13 protein-coding genes are annotated in these 18,320 nt (G+C 65.3%); 3 read left to right on the top strand and 10 right to left on the bottom strand.

Annotated features, from left to right (window positions below):
- Positions 1-3: 3 nt before the first annotated feature.
- The 4 genes from P5703_RS21145 to P5703_RS21130 all read right to left on the bottom strand — a co-directional run bounded on the left by P5703_RS21145 (position 4) and on the right by P5703_RS21130 (position 5,679).
- Positions 4-627, bottom strand: a complete 624-nt coding sequence (locus tag P5703_RS21145; protein WP_017245933.1) for a formate dehydrogenase subunit gamma — start codon at positions 625-627, stop codon at positions 4-6.
- A gap of 57 nt (positions 628-684) precedes the next feature.
- Positions 685-1,623 carry a formate dehydrogenase subunit beta gene (fdxH, locus tag P5703_RS21140; protein ID WP_026012601.1) on the bottom strand — a complete coding sequence of 313 codons (939 nt, stop codon included), beginning with the start codon at positions 1,621-1,623 and terminating at the stop codon, positions 685-687.
- Entirely contained in the window at positions 1,623-4,697 is a 3,075-nt protein-coding gene (gene fdnG / locus P5703_RS21135; protein ID WP_141239074.1) for a formate dehydrogenase-N subunit alpha, read from the bottom strand. Before fdnG ends, fdxH begins: the two co-directional genes overlap by 1 nt.
- Positions 4,698-4,842: 145 nt before the next feature.
- Positions 4,843-5,679, bottom strand: coding sequence for an AraC family transcriptional regulator (locus tag P5703_RS21130; RefSeq protein ID WP_045158099.1), 837 nt, complete (start codon positions 5,677-5,679; stop codon positions 4,843-4,845).
- A gap of 117 nt (positions 5,680-5,796) precedes the next feature.
- Here P5703_RS21130 and P5703_RS21125 point away from each other — a divergent pair, with 117 nt between their 5' ends.
- Both P5703_RS21125 and P5703_RS21120 read left to right on the top strand, forming a co-directional pair.
- The gene (locus P5703_RS21125) at positions 5,797-6,225 is read left to right on the top strand and encodes an organic hydroperoxide resistance protein (RefSeq protein ID WP_049326115.1); all 429 of its coding nucleotides are present in this window, start codon (positions 5,797-5,799) and stop codon (positions 6,223-6,225) included.
- Positions 6,226-6,262: 37 nt separating this feature from the next.
- A complete protein-coding gene (locus P5703_RS21120; RefSeq protein ID WP_285589566.1) occupies positions 6,263-7,216 on the top strand; it encodes an alpha/beta fold hydrolase in 954 nt (317 codons plus the stop codon).
- Positions 7,217-7,376: 160 nt separating this feature from the next.
- Here P5703_RS21120 and P5703_RS21115 read toward each other — a convergent pair whose 3' ends face one another.
- The 3 genes from P5703_RS21115 to uvrD all read right to left on the bottom strand — a co-directional run bounded on the left by P5703_RS21115 (position 7,377) and on the right by uvrD (position 11,775).
- The gene (locus P5703_RS21115) at positions 7,377-8,219 is read right to left on the bottom strand and encodes a Tim44 domain-containing protein (protein WP_218422122.1); all 843 of its coding nucleotides are present in this window, start codon (positions 8,217-8,219) and stop codon (positions 7,377-7,379) included.
- Between the two features lie 189 nt (positions 8,220-8,408).
- A complete protein-coding gene (locus tag P5703_RS21110; protein ID WP_285589559.1) occupies positions 8,409-9,512 on the bottom strand; it encodes a TRAP transporter substrate-binding protein in 1,104 nt (367 codons plus the stop codon).
- A 73-nt stretch (positions 9,513-9,585) separates the two neighbouring features.
- Positions 9,586-11,775, bottom strand: a complete 2,190-nt coding sequence (gene uvrD, locus P5703_RS21105; protein ID WP_285589556.1) for a DNA helicase II — start codon at positions 11,773-11,775, stop codon at positions 9,586-9,588.
- A 257-nt stretch (positions 11,776-12,032) separates the two neighbouring features.
- Here uvrD and P5703_RS21100 point away from each other — a divergent pair, with 257 nt between their 5' ends.
- Positions 12,033-14,852, top strand: coding sequence for an EAL domain-containing protein (locus tag P5703_RS21100; RefSeq protein ID WP_285589553.1), 2,820 nt, complete (start codon positions 12,033-12,035; stop codon positions 14,850-14,852).
- A 21-nt stretch (positions 14,853-14,873) separates the two neighbouring features.
- Here the strand turns inward: P5703_RS21100 and trhP are convergent, their stop codons facing one another.
- From trhP to P5703_RS21085, 3 genes are all read right to left on the bottom strand, one after another.
- Positions 14,874-16,247, bottom strand: a complete 1,374-nt coding sequence (trhP, locus tag P5703_RS21095; RefSeq protein ID WP_043942078.1) for a prephenate-dependent tRNA uridine(34) hydroxylase TrhP — start codon at positions 16,245-16,247, stop codon at positions 14,874-14,876.
- Positions 16,248-16,370: 123 nt separating this feature from the next.
- Positions 16,371-16,589 carry an HP1242/YdcH family protein gene (locus P5703_RS21090; RefSeq protein ID WP_011911422.1) on the bottom strand — a complete coding sequence of 73 codons (219 nt, stop codon included), beginning with the start codon at positions 16,587-16,589 and terminating at the stop codon, positions 16,371-16,373.
- Between the two features lie 184 nt (positions 16,590-16,773).
- Positions 16,774-18,204, bottom strand: a complete 1,431-nt coding sequence (locus tag P5703_RS21085) for an aspartate kinase (RefSeq protein WP_013981377.1) — start codon at positions 18,202-18,204, stop codon at positions 16,774-16,776.
- Between the last annotated feature and the right edge of the window lie 116 nt (positions 18,205-18,320).

Raw genomic sequence — 18,320 nt, 5'->3', positions numbered from 1 at the left:
CGCTTACTTGCGCTGGTTGATCTCCCGGTACCAGGCCGGATGGTGCTTGCGCGCCCAGGCCCGGCTGACGGTGCCGTAGAGCATCGAGCCCATCGACCCCTTGATCCAGATGGCTGCGTAGATGTGCACGATGATGCTGACGATCAGCACGAAGGCGGCGGCCGCATGCAGCAGGCTGGCCCAGCGCAGCGAGACGATGCCGAAGAAGCTGCTGAAGTACTCGCGCCAGATGACGATGCCGCTGAGCAGCAGCACCAGCATGCTGAGGATCAGCACCCAGAACAGCACCTTCTGCCCGGCGTTGTAGCGGCCGACTTCCGGCAGCTTTTCCTCGCGGTTGTGCACCACGTCGTTGATCTGCCGGAGCCACTGGCGGTCGCGTGCTTCGATGCGGTTGTGCCCAGCGAAGCGGATCGCCAGCCAGAGGAAGAAGACGAACATCGCGACCCCGATGAAGGGGTGCAGGATGCGCGTCCAGGTGCCGCCGCCGAACAGCCCGGAGAGGCCGAACAGCGCCGGATGGAACAGTGCCAGGCCGGACAGCGCGGCGAGCACGAAGAGAATCGCGACGATCCAGTGGTTGGTCCGTTGCGAGGGGTTGTAGCGTTCGATCTCGTTGTTGTTCATCGTTGACTCCTTGAGCGAGCGGACACCGAAGGCGGCCCCGCGAACGGGGCCGCGCGGTCAGGGTCGCGGCTCCTTGGGATCGACCACATGCACCGAAGGATCGACCTGATGCACCACGGGCTCGCTGAGCTCGGCCTTGTCGTCCTCTTCCTCGACGCGAATCGGGCCGACCCGCGTGTAGTGGAAGAAGCCGGCCAGCACCGCCGCGCCCATGCCCAGCAGGGCGAGGGGCTTGGTCACGCCCTTCCACAGGCTGACCAGCGGGCTGATGGTGGGCTCGTTCGGCAGGTCGTTGTACAGCGAGGGCTGATCGGCATGGTGCAGCACGTACATCACGTGCGTACCGCCGACGCCGTCGGGGTCGTACAGGCCGGCCTGGTCGAAACCGCGTTCCTTGAGGTCGGCGATGCGCCCGGCGGCATGCTCCTTCATGTCCTCCTTGCTGCCGAAGACGATGGCGCCGGTGGGGCAGGTCTTCACGCAGGCCGGCTCCAGCCCGACCGACACGCGGTCGGAACAGAGCGTGCACTTGTAGGCCTTCTTGTCCTTCTCGGAGATGCGCGGGATGTCGAACGGGCAACCGGTGATGCAGTAGCCGCAGCCGATGCAGTGGTCCTGGTTGAAGTCGACGATACCGTTGGCGTACTTCACGATCGCCCCCGGCGCCGGGCAGGCCTTGAGGCAACCCGGGTCGGCGCAATGCATGCAGCCGTCCTTGCGGATCAGCCATTCGAGGTTGCCGCTGCCGGGGTTCTCGTACTCGGCGAACTTCATCACCGTCCAGGATTCGGCGGTGAGGTCGATCGGGTTGTCGTAGGTCCCGTGGCTGGTGCCGACCTCGTCGCGCAGGTCGTTCCATTCCGAACACGCCACCTGGCAGGCCTTGCAGCCGATGCACTTGGAGGTGTCGATCAGTTTCGCCACTTCGCCGATCTCGCGGATCGACGGCCGCTCGGTGGTCGTGGCGGAGCGGGCAATCACGTCTTGAGTAGCCATCATGCCTTCTCCACGTTGACCAGGAACGACTTGAACTCCGGCGTCTGGGTGTTGGCGTCACCGACGAACGGCGTCAGCGTGTTGGTCAGGTAACCGTTGCGCGCCACGCCGGCGAAGCCCCAGTGCAGCGGGATGCCGATCTGGTGCACCGTCTGCCCGTCCACCGTCAGCGGCTTGATGCGCTTGGTCACCACCGCCACCGCCTTGATGAAGCCGCGGTTGGACGACACCTTGACCCGCTCGCCGGCCTTGATGCCCAGCTCGTTGGCCAGCACCTCGCCGATCTCGACGAACTGCTCGGGCTGGGTGATCGCGTTGAGCCGGCAATGCTTGGTCCAGAAGTGGAAGTGCTCCGTCAGCCGGTAGGTGGTGGCGGCATAGGGGAAGTCCTCCGCCGTGCCGAACAGCTCCATGTCGTTCTTGAACACCCGCGCGGCGGGGTTGCTGATCGCCTGCGCGTTGCCTGGATGCAGGGGGTTGCGTCCGATCGGCGTTTCGAACGGCTCGTAGTGCTCGGGGAATGGCCCCTCGTTCATCTTGTCCACGGCGAACAGCCGTGCCACCCCTTCGGGGTTCATGATGAAGGGGTTCATGCCATCTTCCGGCCGTGAATCGACCTTGAAGTCCGGCACGTCGGTGCCGCCCCACTTGCCGCCATCCCACCAGACCAGGCGCTTCTTCTGTGCATCCCACGGATTGCCCGCCGGATCGGCCGAGGCGCGGTTGTAGAGGATGCGCCGGTTGGCCGGCCAGGCCCAGGCCCAGCCCAGCGTCTGGCCCATGCCGTAGGGGTCGGCGTTGTCGCGGCGGGCCATCTGGTTGCCGGCCTGGGTCCAGGAGCCGCAGAAGATCCAGCAGCCACTCGAGGTGGTGCCGTCGGCGCGCAGCAGGCCGAAGCCCGGCAGCAGCTCGCCGGCCTTGGCCAGCTGGGCGCCTGTCTGCAGGTCGAAGACGTCGGCCAGTGCCTTGCCGTTGTACTCCTGGGCAATTTCCTCGGCGCTCGGTTCTTCCGGCTGGCGATAGCCCCAATCGATGTTCATCAGTGGCTCGGCATAGGCGCCGCCTTCCTTGCGGTAGAGCTCGCGCAGGCGATGGAACAGCCCGCCCATGATCACCACGTCGGTCTTCGCCTGTCCCGGTGGCTCGGCGGCCTTCCAGTGCCACTGCAGCCAGCGGCCGCTGTTGACCAGCGAGCCGTCCTCCTCGGCGAAGCAGGTGGTCGGCAGGCGGAACACCGTGGTCTGGATGCTGGCGGTGTCGACGTCGTTGTACTCGCCGGCGTTGCGCCAGAACTCCGAGGTCTCGGTGGCCAGCGGGTCCATGATCACCAGGTACTTGAGCTTGGCCAGCGCCGCGCTCACCTTGGCCTTGTTGGGGAACGAGGCGGTGGGGTTGAAGCCCTGGCAGAAATAGCCGTTGACCTGCCCCTGGTACATCATGTCGAACACCTTGAGCACGTCGTAGCCGGGGATATCCAGCTTTGGCAGCCAGTCGTAGCCCCAGTTGTTCTCCGCGGTGGCGTTCCTGCCGTACCAGGCCTTCATCAGGCTGACGTGGAATTTCTCGTAGTGCTGCCAGTAGGACAGTTGCCCCGGGCGCAGCGGCTTGGCGGTGCGCTTGGTGATGTAGGCCGTGTAGTCCTGCTCGGCCTCCAGCGGCAGCGTCATGTAGCCCGGCAACAGGTTGGAGAGCAGGCCCAGGTCGGTCAGGCCCTGGATGTTGGAGTGGCCGCGCAGGGCATTCATGCCGCCACCGGGCATGCCGATGTTACCGAGCAGCAGCTGCACCATGGCGCCGGTGCGGATCATCTGCGAGCCCACCGAGTGCTGCGTCCAGCCCAGGGCGTACATGATGGTCATGACCTTGCCCGGGGCCGAGGTCTCGGCGATGGTCTCCCAGATCTGCAGCATCTTGTCCTGCGGCGTGCCGCAGATGTTGCTGACCACCTCCGGCGTGTAGCGGCTGTAGTGCTGCTTGAGCAGGTTATAGACGCAGCGCGGATGGGTAAGGCTCTTGTCGACGCGGGCGAAGCCGTCCTCGTCCAGCTCGTAGCTCCAGGTGGATTTGTCCGGGTAGCTGCGTTTCTCGGCGTCATAACCGTTGAACAGGCCGTTCTCGAAGCCGAAGCCTTCCTTCACGATGAACGAGACATCGGTGTAGTTGACCACGTACTCGTGCTGGATCTTGTCGTTTTCCAGCAGGTAGTTGATCAGCCCGCCGAGGAAGGCGATGTCTGTGCCGGTGCGGATCGGCGCATACATGTCGGCCACCGAGGCCGAACGGGTGAAGCGCGGATCGACCACGACCAGCCGGGCCTTGTTGCGCGCCTTGGCTTCGGTGACCCATTTGAAGCCGCACGGGTGCGCTTCGGCGGCGTTACCGCCCATGATCAGGATCAGATCGGCGTTCTGGATATCACTCCAGTGATTGGTCATCGCGCCGCGGCCAAACGTCGGGGCAAGACTTGCCACCGTCGGGCCGTGTCAGACACGTGCCTGGTTGTCGAACGCCAATATGCCGAGTGATCGAACCACCTTGTGGGTGATGTAGCCGGCCTCGTTGGATGATGCCGAGGCGGCGAGGAAACCGGTAGTCAGCCAGCGGTTGACCGTCTGGCCCTTGTCGTTGCGCTCGATGAAGTTGGCGTCGCGGTCGTCCTTCATCAGCCGGGCGATGCGGTCGAGGGCTTCGCTCCACTCGATGCGCTTCCACTCGTTGCTGCCGGCTTCGCGGACTTCCGGATGGGTCAGGCGGTTGGGGCTGTGAACGAAGTCCAGCAGGCCCGCGCCCTTCGGGCAGAGCGTGCCGCGGTTGACCGGGTGATCGGAGTCGCCTTCGATGTGGATGATGTTCTGTGCGACGTTCTTGCCGCCGCTGCCCTGGCTGTAGAGGATCAGCCCGCAGCCGACGGAGCAGTAGGGGCAGGTGTTGCGTGTTTCACGGGTGTTGGTCAGTTTGAAATGCCGGATCGACTCGGCATACGCCGTCGGCGGGGCCATGCCCAATGCCGCCATGCTCGACGCCCCAAGGCCCACACCGCAGACCTTGAAGAACTGTCGACGGTTCATGTCCATCGGAGGTTCTCCTTCTTATCAGGCTGAAACGCCGATGCTTTGCCGGCGTCTGCTAAAGCAGCTTAGCCAAGCTTTCGGAAAGTGAAGGATTAATTCCGGGTGCCGCCGCTGCCCTTGCAGCCAGCCGATCGGTCACATGGCGGCTTCAGGCGCCTGTCGAGGCGGCAAGCTGGTTTTTCCATTCCCGCGGCGATTGTCCGGCTTGGGCCTTGAATGCGCGCGAAAGCGCCGCTTCGCTGCCGTAGCCGACCTCGGTGGCGATCACCTTCAGCGGCCGCCCGCGCTGCAGCGCCTTCTGCGCCAGGCGGACGCGCCAGCCCAGCAGATACTGGCCGGGCGTCTGCCCGAGCGTTTCGCGGAAGGTGGTGGCGAAGGCGCTACGCGACATTCCGGCGACGCCGGCGAGGTTGTCGAGCGTCCAGTCCTGTGCGGGCGCTTCGTGCATGGCCACCAGCGCGTTGCGCAGACGCGGATGGGCGAGGCCGGAGAGCAGGCCGCCGCTGACCTCGTCGCTTTCCATCAGCTGACGCAGGATCTGGATCATCACCACCTCCACCAGCCGCTCCACCAGCGCCATGCGCCCGCAGCGCTGTTCGAAGGCTTCTTCGAACAGCAGTGAGAGCACCGGCTCGGCGCCCCACACGCCATCCAGCGGCAGGCAGACCAGATCGGCCAGGGCAGAGGCGATCGGGTTGGCCCTGCCCCCCTCGAACGTCAGGTTCGCGCAGACCATGTCCACCTCGCAGTCCGGCGCGGTGATGAAGCGATGCGTCAGCGGTCGCGGGAACAGCAGCAGGCTCGGCTGCGTGACGTGCAGTGTCTCCCGGCCGTAGCGGACCTCCACCGCACCGCGGCGAATCAGGTGCAGTTGTCCGTGCACGCCATCGCTCTGCAACGTGTTGATGCCGCACAGCGGCCCGGTGTTGAACACCTGGGCGCGCATCGGGAAGTGCGTCATCAGTGCAGCGAGACGGTCAGCCATCTTTGTACTCCTGATCAAGTTTCAAAGACTTTACGTCACCAATAGTTTTTCGTGCTGGAGGAGAATAGCGCTTACCGGGCAACACCGCTCCGGCAACCCGAAACAGGAGTCACCACCATGTCCATCGAGAAGATTCTCTACACCGCTACTGCCACCGCCACCGGCGGCCGCGAAGGCCGCGCCAGCTCCTCCGACCAGGCGCTCGACGTGCAGCTGTCCACGCCGCGCGAGCTGGGCGGCGCCGGTGGTGCCGGGACCAATCCCGAGCAGCTGTTCGCCGCCGGATACTCGGCCTGCTTTCTCGGGGCGCTGAAGTTCGTCGCCGGCAAGCAGAAGGTCACTCTGCCGGTGGAAACGCGCATCACCGGCAAGGTCGGCATCGGCCAGATCCCCACCGGCTTCGGCATCGAGGCCGAGCTGACCATCAGTGCCCCCGGCGTTGCCCGCGACCTGCTGCAGAACCTGGTCGAGCAGGCCCACATCGTCTGCCCCTATTCCAACGCCACCCGCGGAAACATCGACGTCACGCTGGTCATTGCCGACTGAGCCGGACCGCCACCCTTTCGAACAGGAGACCCATGCCATGAATCCGATCACCCGTACCCTCGCCATGCCGCTGCTGCTGGCCATCGCGCTGCAGCCCGCCTTCGCCGCCCAGGCCGCACAACCGGCGAAGCCCGGCAGTGCCGCTGTTGTCGCACATACAGCCAGCACCATCACTACCGCCGATGGCGTGCAGCTCTACTACAAGGACTGGGGCCCGAAGGACGGCCCGGTGGTGACCTTCAGCCACGGCTGGCCGCTGAGTTCCGACAGCTGGGAATCGCAGATGCTGTTTCTCGCATCCGAGGGCTATCGCGTGGTCGCCCATGACCGCCGCGGCCATGGCCGGTCCAGCCAGCCCTGGGAAGGCAACGACATGGATCACTACGCCGACGACCTGGCCGCGGTGATCGACACGCTCGACCTGCAGGACGTGACCCTGGTGGGTTTCTCCACCGGTGGTGGTGAGGTGGCGCGCTACATCGGTCGCCACGGCACCGGGCGGGTGAAGAAGGCCGTGCTGGTCAGCGCCGTGCCCCCGATGATGCTGAAAACCGCGGATAACCCGGGTGGCCTGCCGCTGGAGGTGTTCGACGGCATTCGCAAGGCCTCGCTGGAAGATCGTGCGCAGCTCTACCTGGACCTTGCCTCCGGCCCGTTCTATGGCTTCAACCGGCCGGGCGCGAAGGTTTCCCAGGGGCTGATCGATAACTGGCGAGCGCAGGGCATGCAGGCCGGGCACAAGAACACCTATGACTCCATCGCCGCCTTCTCGGCCACCGACTTCCGCGAGGACCTGAAGAAGTTCGACGTGCCGACCCTGGTGATCCATGGCGACGACGACCAGATCGTGCCGCTGGACATCTCCGGCAAGGCATCCGCAGCGCAGATCAAGGATGCGAAGCTGATCGTCTACCCCGGTGCGCCGCACGGCCTGACCGACACCCACAAGGTGCGCTTCAATCAGGACCTGCTGGACTTCCTCAGGAAATGATCGCATGCGTCGCTGTGCCGGCCGCGGTTTGCTCCGCGGCCGGTTTTTTTTGCGCAGCAAAAGGTCGAGGAGGGCGCGGCAGAAACGAAAAACCCCGCCGGAGCGGGGTTATCGTGGCCTGTCCGGAGGCAGGCCGGTGTGGGTTCCGGAACGGTGCCGATCAGGCGTTCTGACGGATACCGGCCACCAGCCAGGGCTGGTTCTCGCCCTGCTCACGCTCCATGCGCCAGCTCTCGCTGAAGGGTTCGCCCTGGTCGAAGCGCGAGGTCTTGGCCACGCCGCTGAAGGTCAGCGTTGCGGTGGTCTTCTCGGCATTGTCGTCGACGCCGTCGAGCTGGATCTGCAGATCGTCGATGTAGGTCGACTGATAGGCATCACCGATCTCGGCGCGCTCCTGCTTGAGGAAACCCAGCAGCTGGGGGGTAACGAACTCGGCGATCTTGTCCATCTCGTTGGCGTCCCAGTGCTGCTGCAGCGAGAGGAAGTGCTCGCGCGCGGCGGCGACGAAGCTCTGTTCGTTGAACCAGGCCGGGGCATTGATCACCGGAGCAGCGGCGACCGGGGCGGCGCTGCCGCCGAAGATGGAGGTCGCCGGCTGCTGCGGCATTTCACGCTGCATCGGCGCATGGCCGGCCATGGCGGGCTGCTGCTGGCGACGGCGGGCGGCGAGGAAGCGGAACAGCAGGAACGCGATCAGGCCGAAGATCAGGATATCCATGAACTGGATGCCTTCGAAGCCATCGCCCATGAACATCGAGGCGAGCAGGCCGCCGGCGGCCAGACCGGCCAGCGGGCCGAGCCAGCGCGAGGCACCACTGGGCGCAGCCGCAGCCTGCTTGCCGGCCTGGGACGGTGCGGCCTGGGTCTGCTGGGGCGCCTGGCGGGTCTGGTGGCTCGGTGCCGAGCCGAAGCTCTTGCCGCCGCCAAAGCGCTTGGCGTGGGCATCCAGCGCGAAGGTCAGGCTGATACACAGCGCCATGAAAATGCTAAGCACACGTTGCATTGAGTGTTCCCGCTTGAATTAAGTGGAGGTACGCGCGCCATCCTGCCGAGCCGGGCAGGGGTTGGCGAGGGGCAGTATGTTACGAGCTTTTGCTTGCGACCGTTGGTCGCGTCCGGCGGTGCCGGCAGACGCTTGCGCTGGTCCTGCCTGGTAGGCGAACGGAGCCCGGTGCTCCGTTCGTCAGGGCAGTCAACGCCAGTTGTACAGTTCCTTCTCGGAAATCTCGTGCATCGGCTTGACCTGCTCCTGGAAGGCTTTCATCGAGGCCCAGATGCGGCCGTTCAGCTCGCTCTGCGCGGCCAGCTCGCCGAGCACCAGCTCCGACTGTTCCTGCATGGCGTCCAGCACTTCGTCGGGGAAGCGCTTGAGCTCCACACCCTGCTGCTTGAGCTGATCGAGCGCCAGTGCGTTGTTGTAGACGTAGTCATCCATCATGTCGCGGCTGGCGGCACGGGTCGCCTCGGTGAGGATGGCCTGCAGGTCCTCGGGCAGGGTATCGAGGGCCTTCTGGTTGACCAGCAGTTCCAGCACCGCCTGCGGCTCCTGCCAGCCCGGGTAGTAGTAGTACTTCGCGGCCTTGTGCAGGCCGAAGGCCAGGTCGTTGTACGGGCTGACCCAGTCGGTGGCGTCGATGGCACCGGTCTGCAGCGCGGTGAACACCTCGCCCCCGGGCAGGTTCACGGTGGTCGCGCCGAGACGCGCCAGCACTTCGCCGCCCAGGCCCGGCATGCGGATCTTCAGGCCGCGCAGGTCGCCCAGCGAATTGATCTCCTTGTTGTACCAGCCGCCCATCTGCATGCCGGTGTTGCCGACCACCATGGGCTTCACGCCGAACGGGGCATAGGCCTCGTCCCAGAATTTCTGGCCTTCGCCCTTGCTCAGCCAGGCGTTCATCTCGATGGCCGACAGGCCGAACGGCACGGAGGTGAAGAATTGCGCGGTGGGCACCTTGCCCTTCCAGTAATAGGCAGCGCCATGGCCCAGTTCGGCGGTGCCGCGGGAGACGGCATCGAACACTTCCAGCGCCGGCACCAGTTCGCCGGCGGCGTAGACCTTGATGGTCAGGCGGCCGTCGCTCATCACCTTGACGCGCTCGGCCAGGCGTTCGGCGGCGGTGCCCAGCCCCGGGTAGTTCTTCGGCCAGGCGGTGACCATCTTCCAGGTGTAGGTCTTGGCGAGTTCGCTGGCGGCCTGCTGGCCTGTGGTTTCGACTTTCTTGTCATCGTTGCAACCGGCGAGGCCGAGGGTGGCAAGCAAGGCAGCGGCAGCACCGAACAGATGGCGGCGTTTCATGGGTCGGTATCCTTGGAAGATTCTTCTTATAGGAATGACTGGTTGGTATGGCGGGTTGACGTTAGCGTCAACCTCACAGGGCTTCAAGTTTTGCGTAGCTGAGCATCAGCCATTTGCTGCCCTCGTCCTCGAAATTCACCTGCACCCGAGCCTGGGCGCCGGAGCCTTCGAAGTTGAGGATGGTGCCTTCGCCGAACAGCGAATGGCGCACGCGTTGGCCGAGGTTGAACGGTGTTTCCGGCACGCCGGCGCCGTCGAACAGCGACGAGCCGCTCATGCTCTTGCCACTGAACGAGCGCGTCACCGTGTTGCTCAGCCGCACTTCCTGCACCAGCGCCGGTGGAATTTCGCGGACGAAGCGCGAGACCTTGTTGTAGGTCTCGCTGCCGTACAGCCGGCGCGTTTCGGCGTAGGTGATCACCAGCTGCTGCATGGCGCGGGTGATGCCGACGTAAGCCAGGCGGCGTTCCTCTTCCAGACGGCCGGACTCCTCCAGGCTCATCTTGTGCGGGAACAGGCCTTCTTCCATGCCGACCAGGAACACCAGCGGAAACTCCAGACCCTTGGCGCTGTGCAGGGTCATCAGCTGCACGCTGTCCTCGTGGTCGCCGGCCTGCTGTTCGCCGGCCTCCAGCGAGGCGTGGTCGAGGAAGGCGGCCAGGGGCGACTGGATGTCGTCTTCCTCTTCGCTGTAACTGTCGAAGGCGCGGGCGGCGGACACCAGTTCCTCGAGGTTTTCCACTCGCGCCTGGGCCTTCTCGCCCTTCTCGTCGCGGTGGTAGGCCAGCAGTCCGGATTCCTCGACGACCAGTTGCGCCATGCTGTGCAGCGGCAGTTTCTCGACCTTCAGCGCCAGGGTGTCGACCAGTTCGACGAAGCCGTTCAGAGCGCTGGCGGCGCGCCCGGAAACCGCCTTGGTGCCGACCGCCTGATGCAGCGCAGCCCACATCGACAGGCCCTGTTCACGGGCCAGCTGACGCAGGCATTCGACGGTCTTCTCGCCGATGCCGCGGGCCGGCACGTTGATCACCCGCTCCAGCGCCGCGTCGTTGTCGCGGGTCTGGATCAGGCGCAGGTAGGCCATGGCGTTCTTGATCTCGGCACGCTCGAAGAAGCGCTGGCCGCCGTAGATGCGGTAGGGGATCTTCTCGCGCAGCAGCGCCTCTTCCAGTACCCGCGACTGGGCGTTGGAGCGGTAGAGGATGGCGATCTCGCTGCGGCTCATGCCGTCGCGGATGGCTTTCTCGATGCTCTCGACCACGTAACGCGCTTCGTCGTGCTCGTTGAAGGCAGCGTACAGGCTGATCGGCTCGCCCTCGCAGCCGGAGGTCCAGAGTTCCTTGCCGAGGCGACCCTGGTTGTTGGCGATCAGCGCGTTGGCGGCCTTGAGGATGCAGGCGGTGGAGCGGTAGTTCTGTTCCAGGCGGATGGTTTCGGCATCCGGGAAGTCGGCGCTGAACTGGTGCAGGTTCTCGATGCGCGCGCCGCGCCAGCCGTAGATCGACTGGTCGTCGTCGCCGACCACCATCAGGCTCTCGCCACCCTTGGCCAGCAGCCGCAGCCAGGCGTACTGGACGGCGTTGGTGTCCTGGAACTCATCCACCAGCACATGGCGGAAGCGCCGCTGGTAGTGCTCGAGCAGGCCGGGGTGGTCGCGCCACAGATCCAGCGCACGCAGCAGCAGCTCGGAGAAGTCGATGACGCCAGCGCGGGCGCAGGCCTCTTCATAGGCTTCGTAGATCTTCAGCTGGGTGGCGAGGAACAGATCACCGCCGGGCTGGATGTTGCGTGGACGCAGGCCTTCGTCCTTCTGCGCGTTGATCCACCACTGCGCCTGGCGCGCCGGCCAGCGCTGCTCATCGAGGCCGAGCTCGCGGATCACCCGCTTGACCAGGCGCTGCTGGTCATCGGAGTCGAGAATCTGGAAATTCTCCGCCAGCTTCGCTTCCTGCCAGTGGGCGCGCAGCAGGCGATGGGCCAGGCCGTGGAAGGTGCCGACCCACATGCCCTGCGGGTTGGCGTGCAGCAGCTGCTCGATGCGCTGGCGCATCTCCGCGGCGGCCTTGTTGGTAAAGGTCACCGACAGGATCGAGTGCAATGATGCGCGCTCGACCTGGTGCAGCCAGGCGATGCGGTGCACCAGTACACGGGTCTTGCCCGAGCCGGCGCCGGCCAGCACCAGTTGCCGGCCCAGCGGCGCGGCCACGGCCTGGCGCTGGGCATCGTTGAGGGAATTCAGGAGAAGGGAGAGATCGTCATGCATCGCGGCATTCTATTGGAAATGCCCGCGCTGCGCTCGCCCTGTGGTCCGTTCGGGCGCGGCATTTGCGGCAATCCGGCGCAGCCGCAGCACAGGCGGCATCACGTCTGGTGGCGACGATCCGCTGGTCGGTTCGGATGGCGATCATGGCATTTCCGACGCAGCGCGATATGACGTGAGGCTAGCAACGTGCCATTATCGGCCGTGTTGTGGTTCCGCCGGAACCTGATTCGGGTGCAGTTACCACTAGAACAATATTCATGACCGATTCCATTCGAGCCGCCTGCCCGGCGTCAACGCAGCATGCCACTGACCAGGCTTCGGCGGCCGAGCAGGCTGCCGAGCACACGCGGTTGCTGTATCGCGGTTCGCGCACTCCCGTCCTGCTGTTGCTGCTCACCACGCTGATCTGCGGGGTGGTGCTCTGGCCCGAACAGGGCGGTATCGAACTCGGGGTCTGGCTGGGCTGGATGGCCGCGCTCGGGCTGTTGCGCCTGCAGCAGATCGGAGCCTTCAATCGAGCCAGCCCCGAGGCGCAGGCGGCGCCGCACTGGCGCTGGCGCTTCCTGCTGGGCAGCAGTGTCTCGGCGTTGAGCCTGTGCTACGCCATGGTGGCGCTGGTGCCGGCCGATACCTTCGTCACCCAGGCCTTGCTCTACGGCTTGATGGGCTCCGTGGTGCTGGCCGCCAGTGTCGCCTACGGCGTCAGCCTGCCGGCCTTTTTCAGTTTCGCCGTGCCCTGTCTGTTGCCGGCGGGGCTGCTGCTGATGACCAGCGGCGAGCCGCTGCAGCAGGGCTGGGGCGTGCTGGCGATGATCGTGCTGGCGACGCTCAGTCTGATCGCCTGGCAGCTCAACCGGCTGGCCACTGACAGCATCGAACAACGCCTGCACCGCCAGCGGCTGATCGAGCGGCTGGAGAAGGCCGGCCGCGAAGCCGACCTGCTCAATGGCCGCCTGGTCACCGAGGTCGAGCAGCGCCGGCATGCCGAACAGCAGCTGCGCAGCGCCTACGACCGCCTCGAACAGCGCACCGCCGAACTCGGCGAGAGCGAGGCGCGGCTGACCCTGGCGCTGGAGGCCAGTGACCTCGGCCTGTGGGATTGGGATCTGCAGAGCAACCGTGTGCATCATTCGCCCATGCAGGTGGTGTTCGGCATCGACCTGGAAAATCGCTATGGCAAAGACGGTTCGCGACTGCCGGATATCCATCCCGACGACCTGCAGCGCGTGCGGTCCGCCCTGATCGCCCATCTGAAGGGCGAAACCGAATCCTTCGTCATCGAGTACCGTGCCCTGTGCGCCGATGGCAGCGAGCTGTGCCTGGAAGACCGCGGGCGGGTGATCCAGCGTGACGCCAATGGCCGTGCGCTGCGCATGATCGGCACGCGCCGTGACATCAGCGAGCTGCGCAGTCAGGCCGAGCAGCAGCGCCTGGCCGCCACGGTGTTCGAGGCCGCCAGCGAAGGCATCGTGATCATGAACGATCGCTACCGTGTCCTGGCGGTGAATGACGCCTGCTGCACGCTGTCCGGCTACAGCCGCGAGGAACTGCTCGGTCACAGCGTGGCGCGTATCGCCGGCTCGCCGGAGAGCCAGCGGCAGTACGAGACCATGCGCGAGGCGCTGGAGCGGCACGGCCACTGGCAGGGCGAGCTGATCGAGACGCGCAAGAGCGGCGAGGTCTATCCGCAGTGGGTGCAGCTGCGCGAGGTGCGTGATGCCAACGGCAGCGTCACCCATGTGGTCGCCTTCGTCTCCGACCTCAGCGTGCGGCGCAAGATCGAGGAGCGCTTGCGCTACCTGACCCATTACGACGATCTCACCGGGCTGGCCAACCGCGGCCTGCTGAAGGAGCGGCTGCAGGAAGCCTGTCAGCGGGTTCGCCGCAACGGCCGCAACATGGCGGTGCTGTATATCGATCTGGACCGTTTCAAGCTGCTCAATGAAAGCCTCGGCCACGAGGCGGCCGATGCGTTGCTGCGCGAGGTGTCTCGACGGCTGAGCCAGACCCTCGGTGAGGCCGACACCATTGCCCGCCTGTCCGGCGACGAATTCGTCGTGCTGCTCGATGCCTACGGCAGCCTCAGCGGTCTGGCGCACCTGGGCAGTCGTCTGCTGCAGCGCATCCGCAAGCCGATCGTCATCGGCGAACAGGAGCTGGTGATCAGCGCTTCCATCGGTGTCAGCCTGCTGCCGGACAACAGCCGCGATGCCGAGGTCCTGCTGCGCCAGGCCAGCACCGCCATGCAGCAGGCCAAGCACCTGGGCGGCAACACCCTGCAGTTCTTCACCGACCGCCCGCAGGCATCCGGCATGCACTACCTGCAACTGGAAAACCAGCTGCGCAAGGCGCTGGAAGTCGGCCAGCTGGAAGTCTTCTACCAGCCGCGTCTGAGTCTGGCCGACGACAGCCTGGAGGCCGCCGAGGCATTGGTGCGCTGGCGCCATCCGCAGCGCGGACTGGTCACGCCGGCGGACTTCATTCCGCTGGCCGAGGAAACCGGGCTGATCATTCCGCTGGGCGAGTTCGTCCTGCGCGAGGCCTGCCGCCAGGCACGCCGCTGGCAGCAGGAAGGGCTGGCGGACATCCGCGTGTCGGTGAACCTCTCCGTGAAGCAGCTGCGTCAGGGCAACTTCGTCAGTCTGGTGCGCCAGGTGCTGGAAGAGACCGGGCTGCCGCCAGCGATGCTGGAACTGGAACTCACCGAGAGTCAGCTGCTGGACGACATCGATAACGCCATCAGCATCAGCGAGCAATTGCGTGCCCTGGGCGTGAAGTTGGCGATCGACGACTTCGGCACCGGTTTCTCGTCGCTGAGCTACCTCAAGCGCTTCCCGGTGGACTACGTGAAGATCGACCGCTCGTTCATCAGCGAGGTGGAGCATTCCACCCAGGATGCGGCGATCACCCGCGCCATCATCGCCATGGTTCACAGCCTGGAACGGCGAGTGGTGGCCGAGGGCGTGGAAACCCAGGCGCAGATGGACTTCCTGAAGGCCAACCTGTGCGACGAAATCCAGGGCTACCTGCTCAGCCCGCCGGTGCCGGCCGAGCAGTTCGCCGAGCTGCTGCGCTAGCGGGCGGTTGCCCGCCCAGCTTCAGCCGCGGGTGCTGCTGCCGCCCTCCAGCTCGCGCATCAGCAGGCCGAAGTGCAGGTCCACGTCCTGCGGGACCGGCAGATAGACGGTGTGGCCGTCGCCCGGCGCAACCTCGATGGCCTCGCCGCGGCTGCTTTCCAGGGTCTCCAGGCGCAGGTTGAGATTGCCTTGCGGTGTCATCAGCTCCAGCCTGTCGCCGACCGCGAAGCGGTTTTTCACTTTCACCTCGGCCAGGCCGTTGCGCCGCTCGCCGGTGAGCTCGCCGACGAACTGCTGGCGCTCGGAGAGCGAGAAGCCGCGTTCGTAGTTCTGGTATTCGTCATGCACGTGACGGCGCAGGAAACCCTCGGTATAGCCGCGGTGGGCCAGGGATTCGAGGGTGTCCATCAACGACTTGTCGAACGGCCGGCCGGCCAGTGCGTCATCGATGGCCTTGCGGTAGACCTGCGCGGTACGCGCCACGTAGTAGTGGCTCTTGGTGCGGCCTTCGATCTTCAGCGAGTGCACGCCCATCTGCACCAGCCGCTCGACATGCTGTACGGCGCGCAGGTCCTTGGAGTTCATGATGTAGGTGCCGTGCTCGTCCTCGGTCGCCTCCATGAACTCGCCGGGCCGCGAGACATCCTCGAGCAGGAACACCTTGTCGGTGGGCGCTCCGACGCCCAGGGTCGGGTTGCCCTGCGCCTCGACCTGCTGCACGGCGATGGGCTCGTAGAGGTGAACCGAGTTGCCCAGTTCGTCCTCCTTGGCCTCGTGGGTCTTGTATTCCCAGCGGCAGGCATTGGTGCAGGTGCCCTGGTTGGGATCGCGCTTGTTGATGTAGCCCGACAGCAGGCAGCGACCGGAATAGGCCATGCACAGCGCACCGTGGACGAACACTTCCAGCTCCATGCCCGGCACCTGCTCGCGTATCTCGCCGATCTCCTCCAGCGAGAGCTCGCGGGAAAGGATCACCCGGGAGACGCCCTGGCTTTCCCAGAACTTCACCGTCGCCCAGTTCACCGCATTGGCCTGTACCGAGAGGTGGATGGTCTGCTGCGGAAAATGCTGGCGCACCAGCATGATCAGGCCCGGGTCGGACATGATCAGCGCGTCCGGCCCCATCGCCACCACCGGCTCCAGGTCCTTGATGAAGGTCTTGAGCTTGGCGTTGTGCGGGGCGATGTTGACCACCACGTAGAACTGCTTGCCCAGCGCGTGGGCCTCGTCGATGCCGACCTTTAGGTTGGCGTGGTCGAACTCGTTGTTGCGTACGCGCAGGCTGTAGCGTGGCTGCCCGGCGTACACCGCATCGGCGCCGTAGGCGAAGGCGTAGCGCATGGATTTCAGCGTGCCGGCAGGCGACAGCAGCTCGGTGCGGTTGGGGGTGTTCATGGCGCGGGACTCGCAGGGGTATCGAAAGCGCGGCATTTTACTGCGCTTGCCGGGCGATTGCGCGTCGAGCGTTGTCCGCAACGACGCGGCAGGCAGCGCCCAGCGAGCGGGGCGCGCAGAGGGTCAGGCGACGGATGCCTCCTTGAGCATGTCGTAGAGGCGATCCTTGAGCTGCAGCTTCTGCTTCTTCAGGTTTTCCACCTCGCTGTCGGTGCCCGGCACGATGTGCGCCTCGATGTTCTTCACCCGCTGGTCGAGGTCGTTGTGCTCGTCGAACAGGCGGGCAAAGGTCTTGTTTTCAGCCTTGAGACGGGTGATCAGATCGCGGTACTCGGGGAACATGGCAACTCCTGCTTCATGGGGGAGCGATGGGGCGCCTCGCGCGTCTTGCGACCGGCAGGCGCCGCTTGCAGCCATGGTCCTCCCGCCCCGAGCGGGCGGTATTGATCGGCGTCATACGGGATGGGCGGTCGCGCAGACAGCAAAACGCCGGGACGAGCCCGGCGTTTTGTGTTGCAAGCCCGAATCAGGCTGCGGCGATCACGTCGCCATGGTTTTCCGGCTCGATCAGTGCGCGGTGCAGCGCGGCGATGGCGGCGTCGTAGTCTTCCTCGTTGACCACGCACTGCATCTCCACCTGACGGATCGACTGGTGGATCGCCTGGATGCTGATGCCGGCCTCGGCCAGGGCGGCCACGGTCTTGGCCAGAATGCCCTTGACCTTGAGGTCGGAGCCGATGGCCGAAACGATGGCCAGGTTGTGCACGGTGACCTCGGCGGCCGGGTACTGCTCCTCGATCAGCCGCGCGGCGCGGTTGATCAGCTTGCGCGAACCGGAGGCGTAGTAGGTGATGCTGTTGGCGTCGGAATCCTTGTTCACCACATAGAGCTTGAGCTGCTTGAGCAGCTTGCTGATCTCCATGTCGTAGCCGATGTCGCCGAGCATGTCCTGGTCGAACACCTCGATGCCGAAGACGTCTTTGCGCCCGGCGATGATCTCGACGCAGGGCTTCTCGGACTTGTAGTCCTGGCTGATCAGCGTGCCGCCATGCTCGGGCTCGAAGGCATTCTTGATGCGCAGTTCGACGCCGGCGCGACGCAGGGTCTTGGCGGCGCGCGGGTGGATCGCCTCCATGCCGAGGTTCGACAGCTGGTCGGCGACGTCGTAGTTGGTGCGGCCGATGGTGACCACCTTGTCGGCACCCACCAGATTCGGGTCGGCCGAGGAGAGGTGAAATTCCTTGTGGATGATGGCCTCGCGTGCGCCGGTGGCGGCGGCGATCTGGGCGAAGGTGATCTCGCTGTAGCCGCGATCGAAGGTATTCATCAGACCTTCGGCGCAATGGGTGTAACCGGTGGCGACCACCAGTTCGCGGCTGAAGTCGAAGCCGGCGAAGTGGCTGGAAATCATCTCCTCGAACGGCAGCGGTGCCTCCTGCTGCCAGCCGGTGAGGTCGGCCAAACGCGCGTTGACGCCGCGCTGCTTGAGCGCCAGCACCGAGTTGAAGGCGCTGTGGGCTTCGCCGAGGGAAGCGAGCATCTCGCGCACCTTCATCAGGTGTTCGGAGAGCTGGAAGTGGCCGTAGGCGCAAAGCTTCTGCAGGCTGTGCATGCACTCGCTGGCATCGTCGATGCGCGAGTTGATGAACTGGTTGGCGGCGTGCAGTTCGTACTCGGAACTGAACAGCTCGGCGTTCTTGGCGAGCATGCGCTGGCGCACACCCTCCAGCGCTTCGCGCCAGGCACCTTCGCTCTGCGCATCGGCGAAGCGTTGGTAGACGCCGGGCTCGCCGGTCTTCTTGTGCTCCAGCAGCAGGTTGGTCATGCCGCTGTAGGCCGAGACGACGAAGATACGCTGGTATAGCGCTGCGCCTTCCCGGCGGCCGATGAAGATATTGTCGAGAACTTCCTCGAAGCGGCTCATCGACGTGCCGCCGATCTTTTCCACGGTATGCATCTTTTTATAGCGTCCGAATCTGGCAGGCCGTTGACGGGCCCGGCGCGCAGCTGGCGCACCTGTCGATCAACGAGCTGGAGTGAATTTCCCTGGGCCGGTAGCGATCGGCCAAGCCG

The sequence above is a fragment of the Stutzerimonas sp. FeSN7 genome (genome assembly GCF_030263795.1).
GTDB classification, from domain to species: Bacteria; Pseudomonadota; Gammaproteobacteria; order Pseudomonadales; family Pseudomonadaceae; genus Stutzerimonas; species Stutzerimonas stutzeri.
Note: the sequence above shows the minus strand (reverse complement) of the source record. Positions and strands in the feature narration are given on the sequence as shown.

Excerpts from the sequence above, each read along its gene's own strand:
- P5703_RS21145 (WP_017245933.1), bottom strand. The coding sequence starts at position 627 with ATGAACAACAACGAGATCGAACGCTACAACCCCTCGCAACGGACCAAC.
- fdxH (WP_026012601.1), bottom strand. The coding sequence starts at position 1,623 with ATGGCTACTCAAGACGTGATTGCCCGCTCCGCCACGACCACCGAGCGG.
- P5703_RS21130 (WP_045158099.1), bottom strand. The coding sequence starts at position 5,679 with ATGGCTGACCGTCTCGCTGCACTGATGACGCACTTCCCGATGCGCGCC.
- P5703_RS21125 (WP_049326115.1), top strand. The coding sequence starts at position 5,797 with ATGTCCATCGAGAAGATTCTCTACACCGCTACTGCCACCGCCACCGGC.
- P5703_RS21120 (WP_285589566.1), top strand. The coding sequence starts at position 6,263 with ATGAATCCGATCACCCGTACCCTCGCCATGCCGCTGCTGCTGGCCATC.
- P5703_RS21115 (WP_218422122.1), bottom strand. The coding sequence starts at position 8,219 with ATGCAACGTGTGCTTAGCATTTTCATGGCGCTGTGTATCAGCCTGACC.
- P5703_RS21110 (WP_285589559.1), bottom strand. The coding sequence starts at position 9,512 with ATGAAACGCCGCCATCTGTTCGGTGCTGCCGCTGCCTTGCTTGCCACC.
- uvrD (WP_285589556.1), bottom strand. The coding sequence starts at position 11,775 with ATGCATGACGATCTCTCCCTTCTCCTGAATTCCCTCAACGATGCCCAG.
- P5703_RS21100 (WP_285589553.1), top strand. The coding sequence starts at position 12,033 with ATGACCGATTCCATTCGAGCCGCCTGCCCGGCGTCAACGCAGCATGCC.
- trhP (WP_043942078.1), bottom strand. The coding sequence starts at position 16,247 with ATGAACACCCCCAACCGCACCGAGCTGCTGTCGCCTGCCGGCACGCTG.
- P5703_RS21090 (WP_011911422.1), bottom strand. The coding sequence starts at position 16,589 with ATGTTCCCCGAGTACCGCGATCTGATCACCCGTCTCAAGGCTGAAAAC.
- P5703_RS21085 (WP_013981377.1), bottom strand. The coding sequence starts at position 18,204 with ATGCATACCGTGGAAAAGATCGGCGGCACGTCGATGAGCCGCTTCGAG.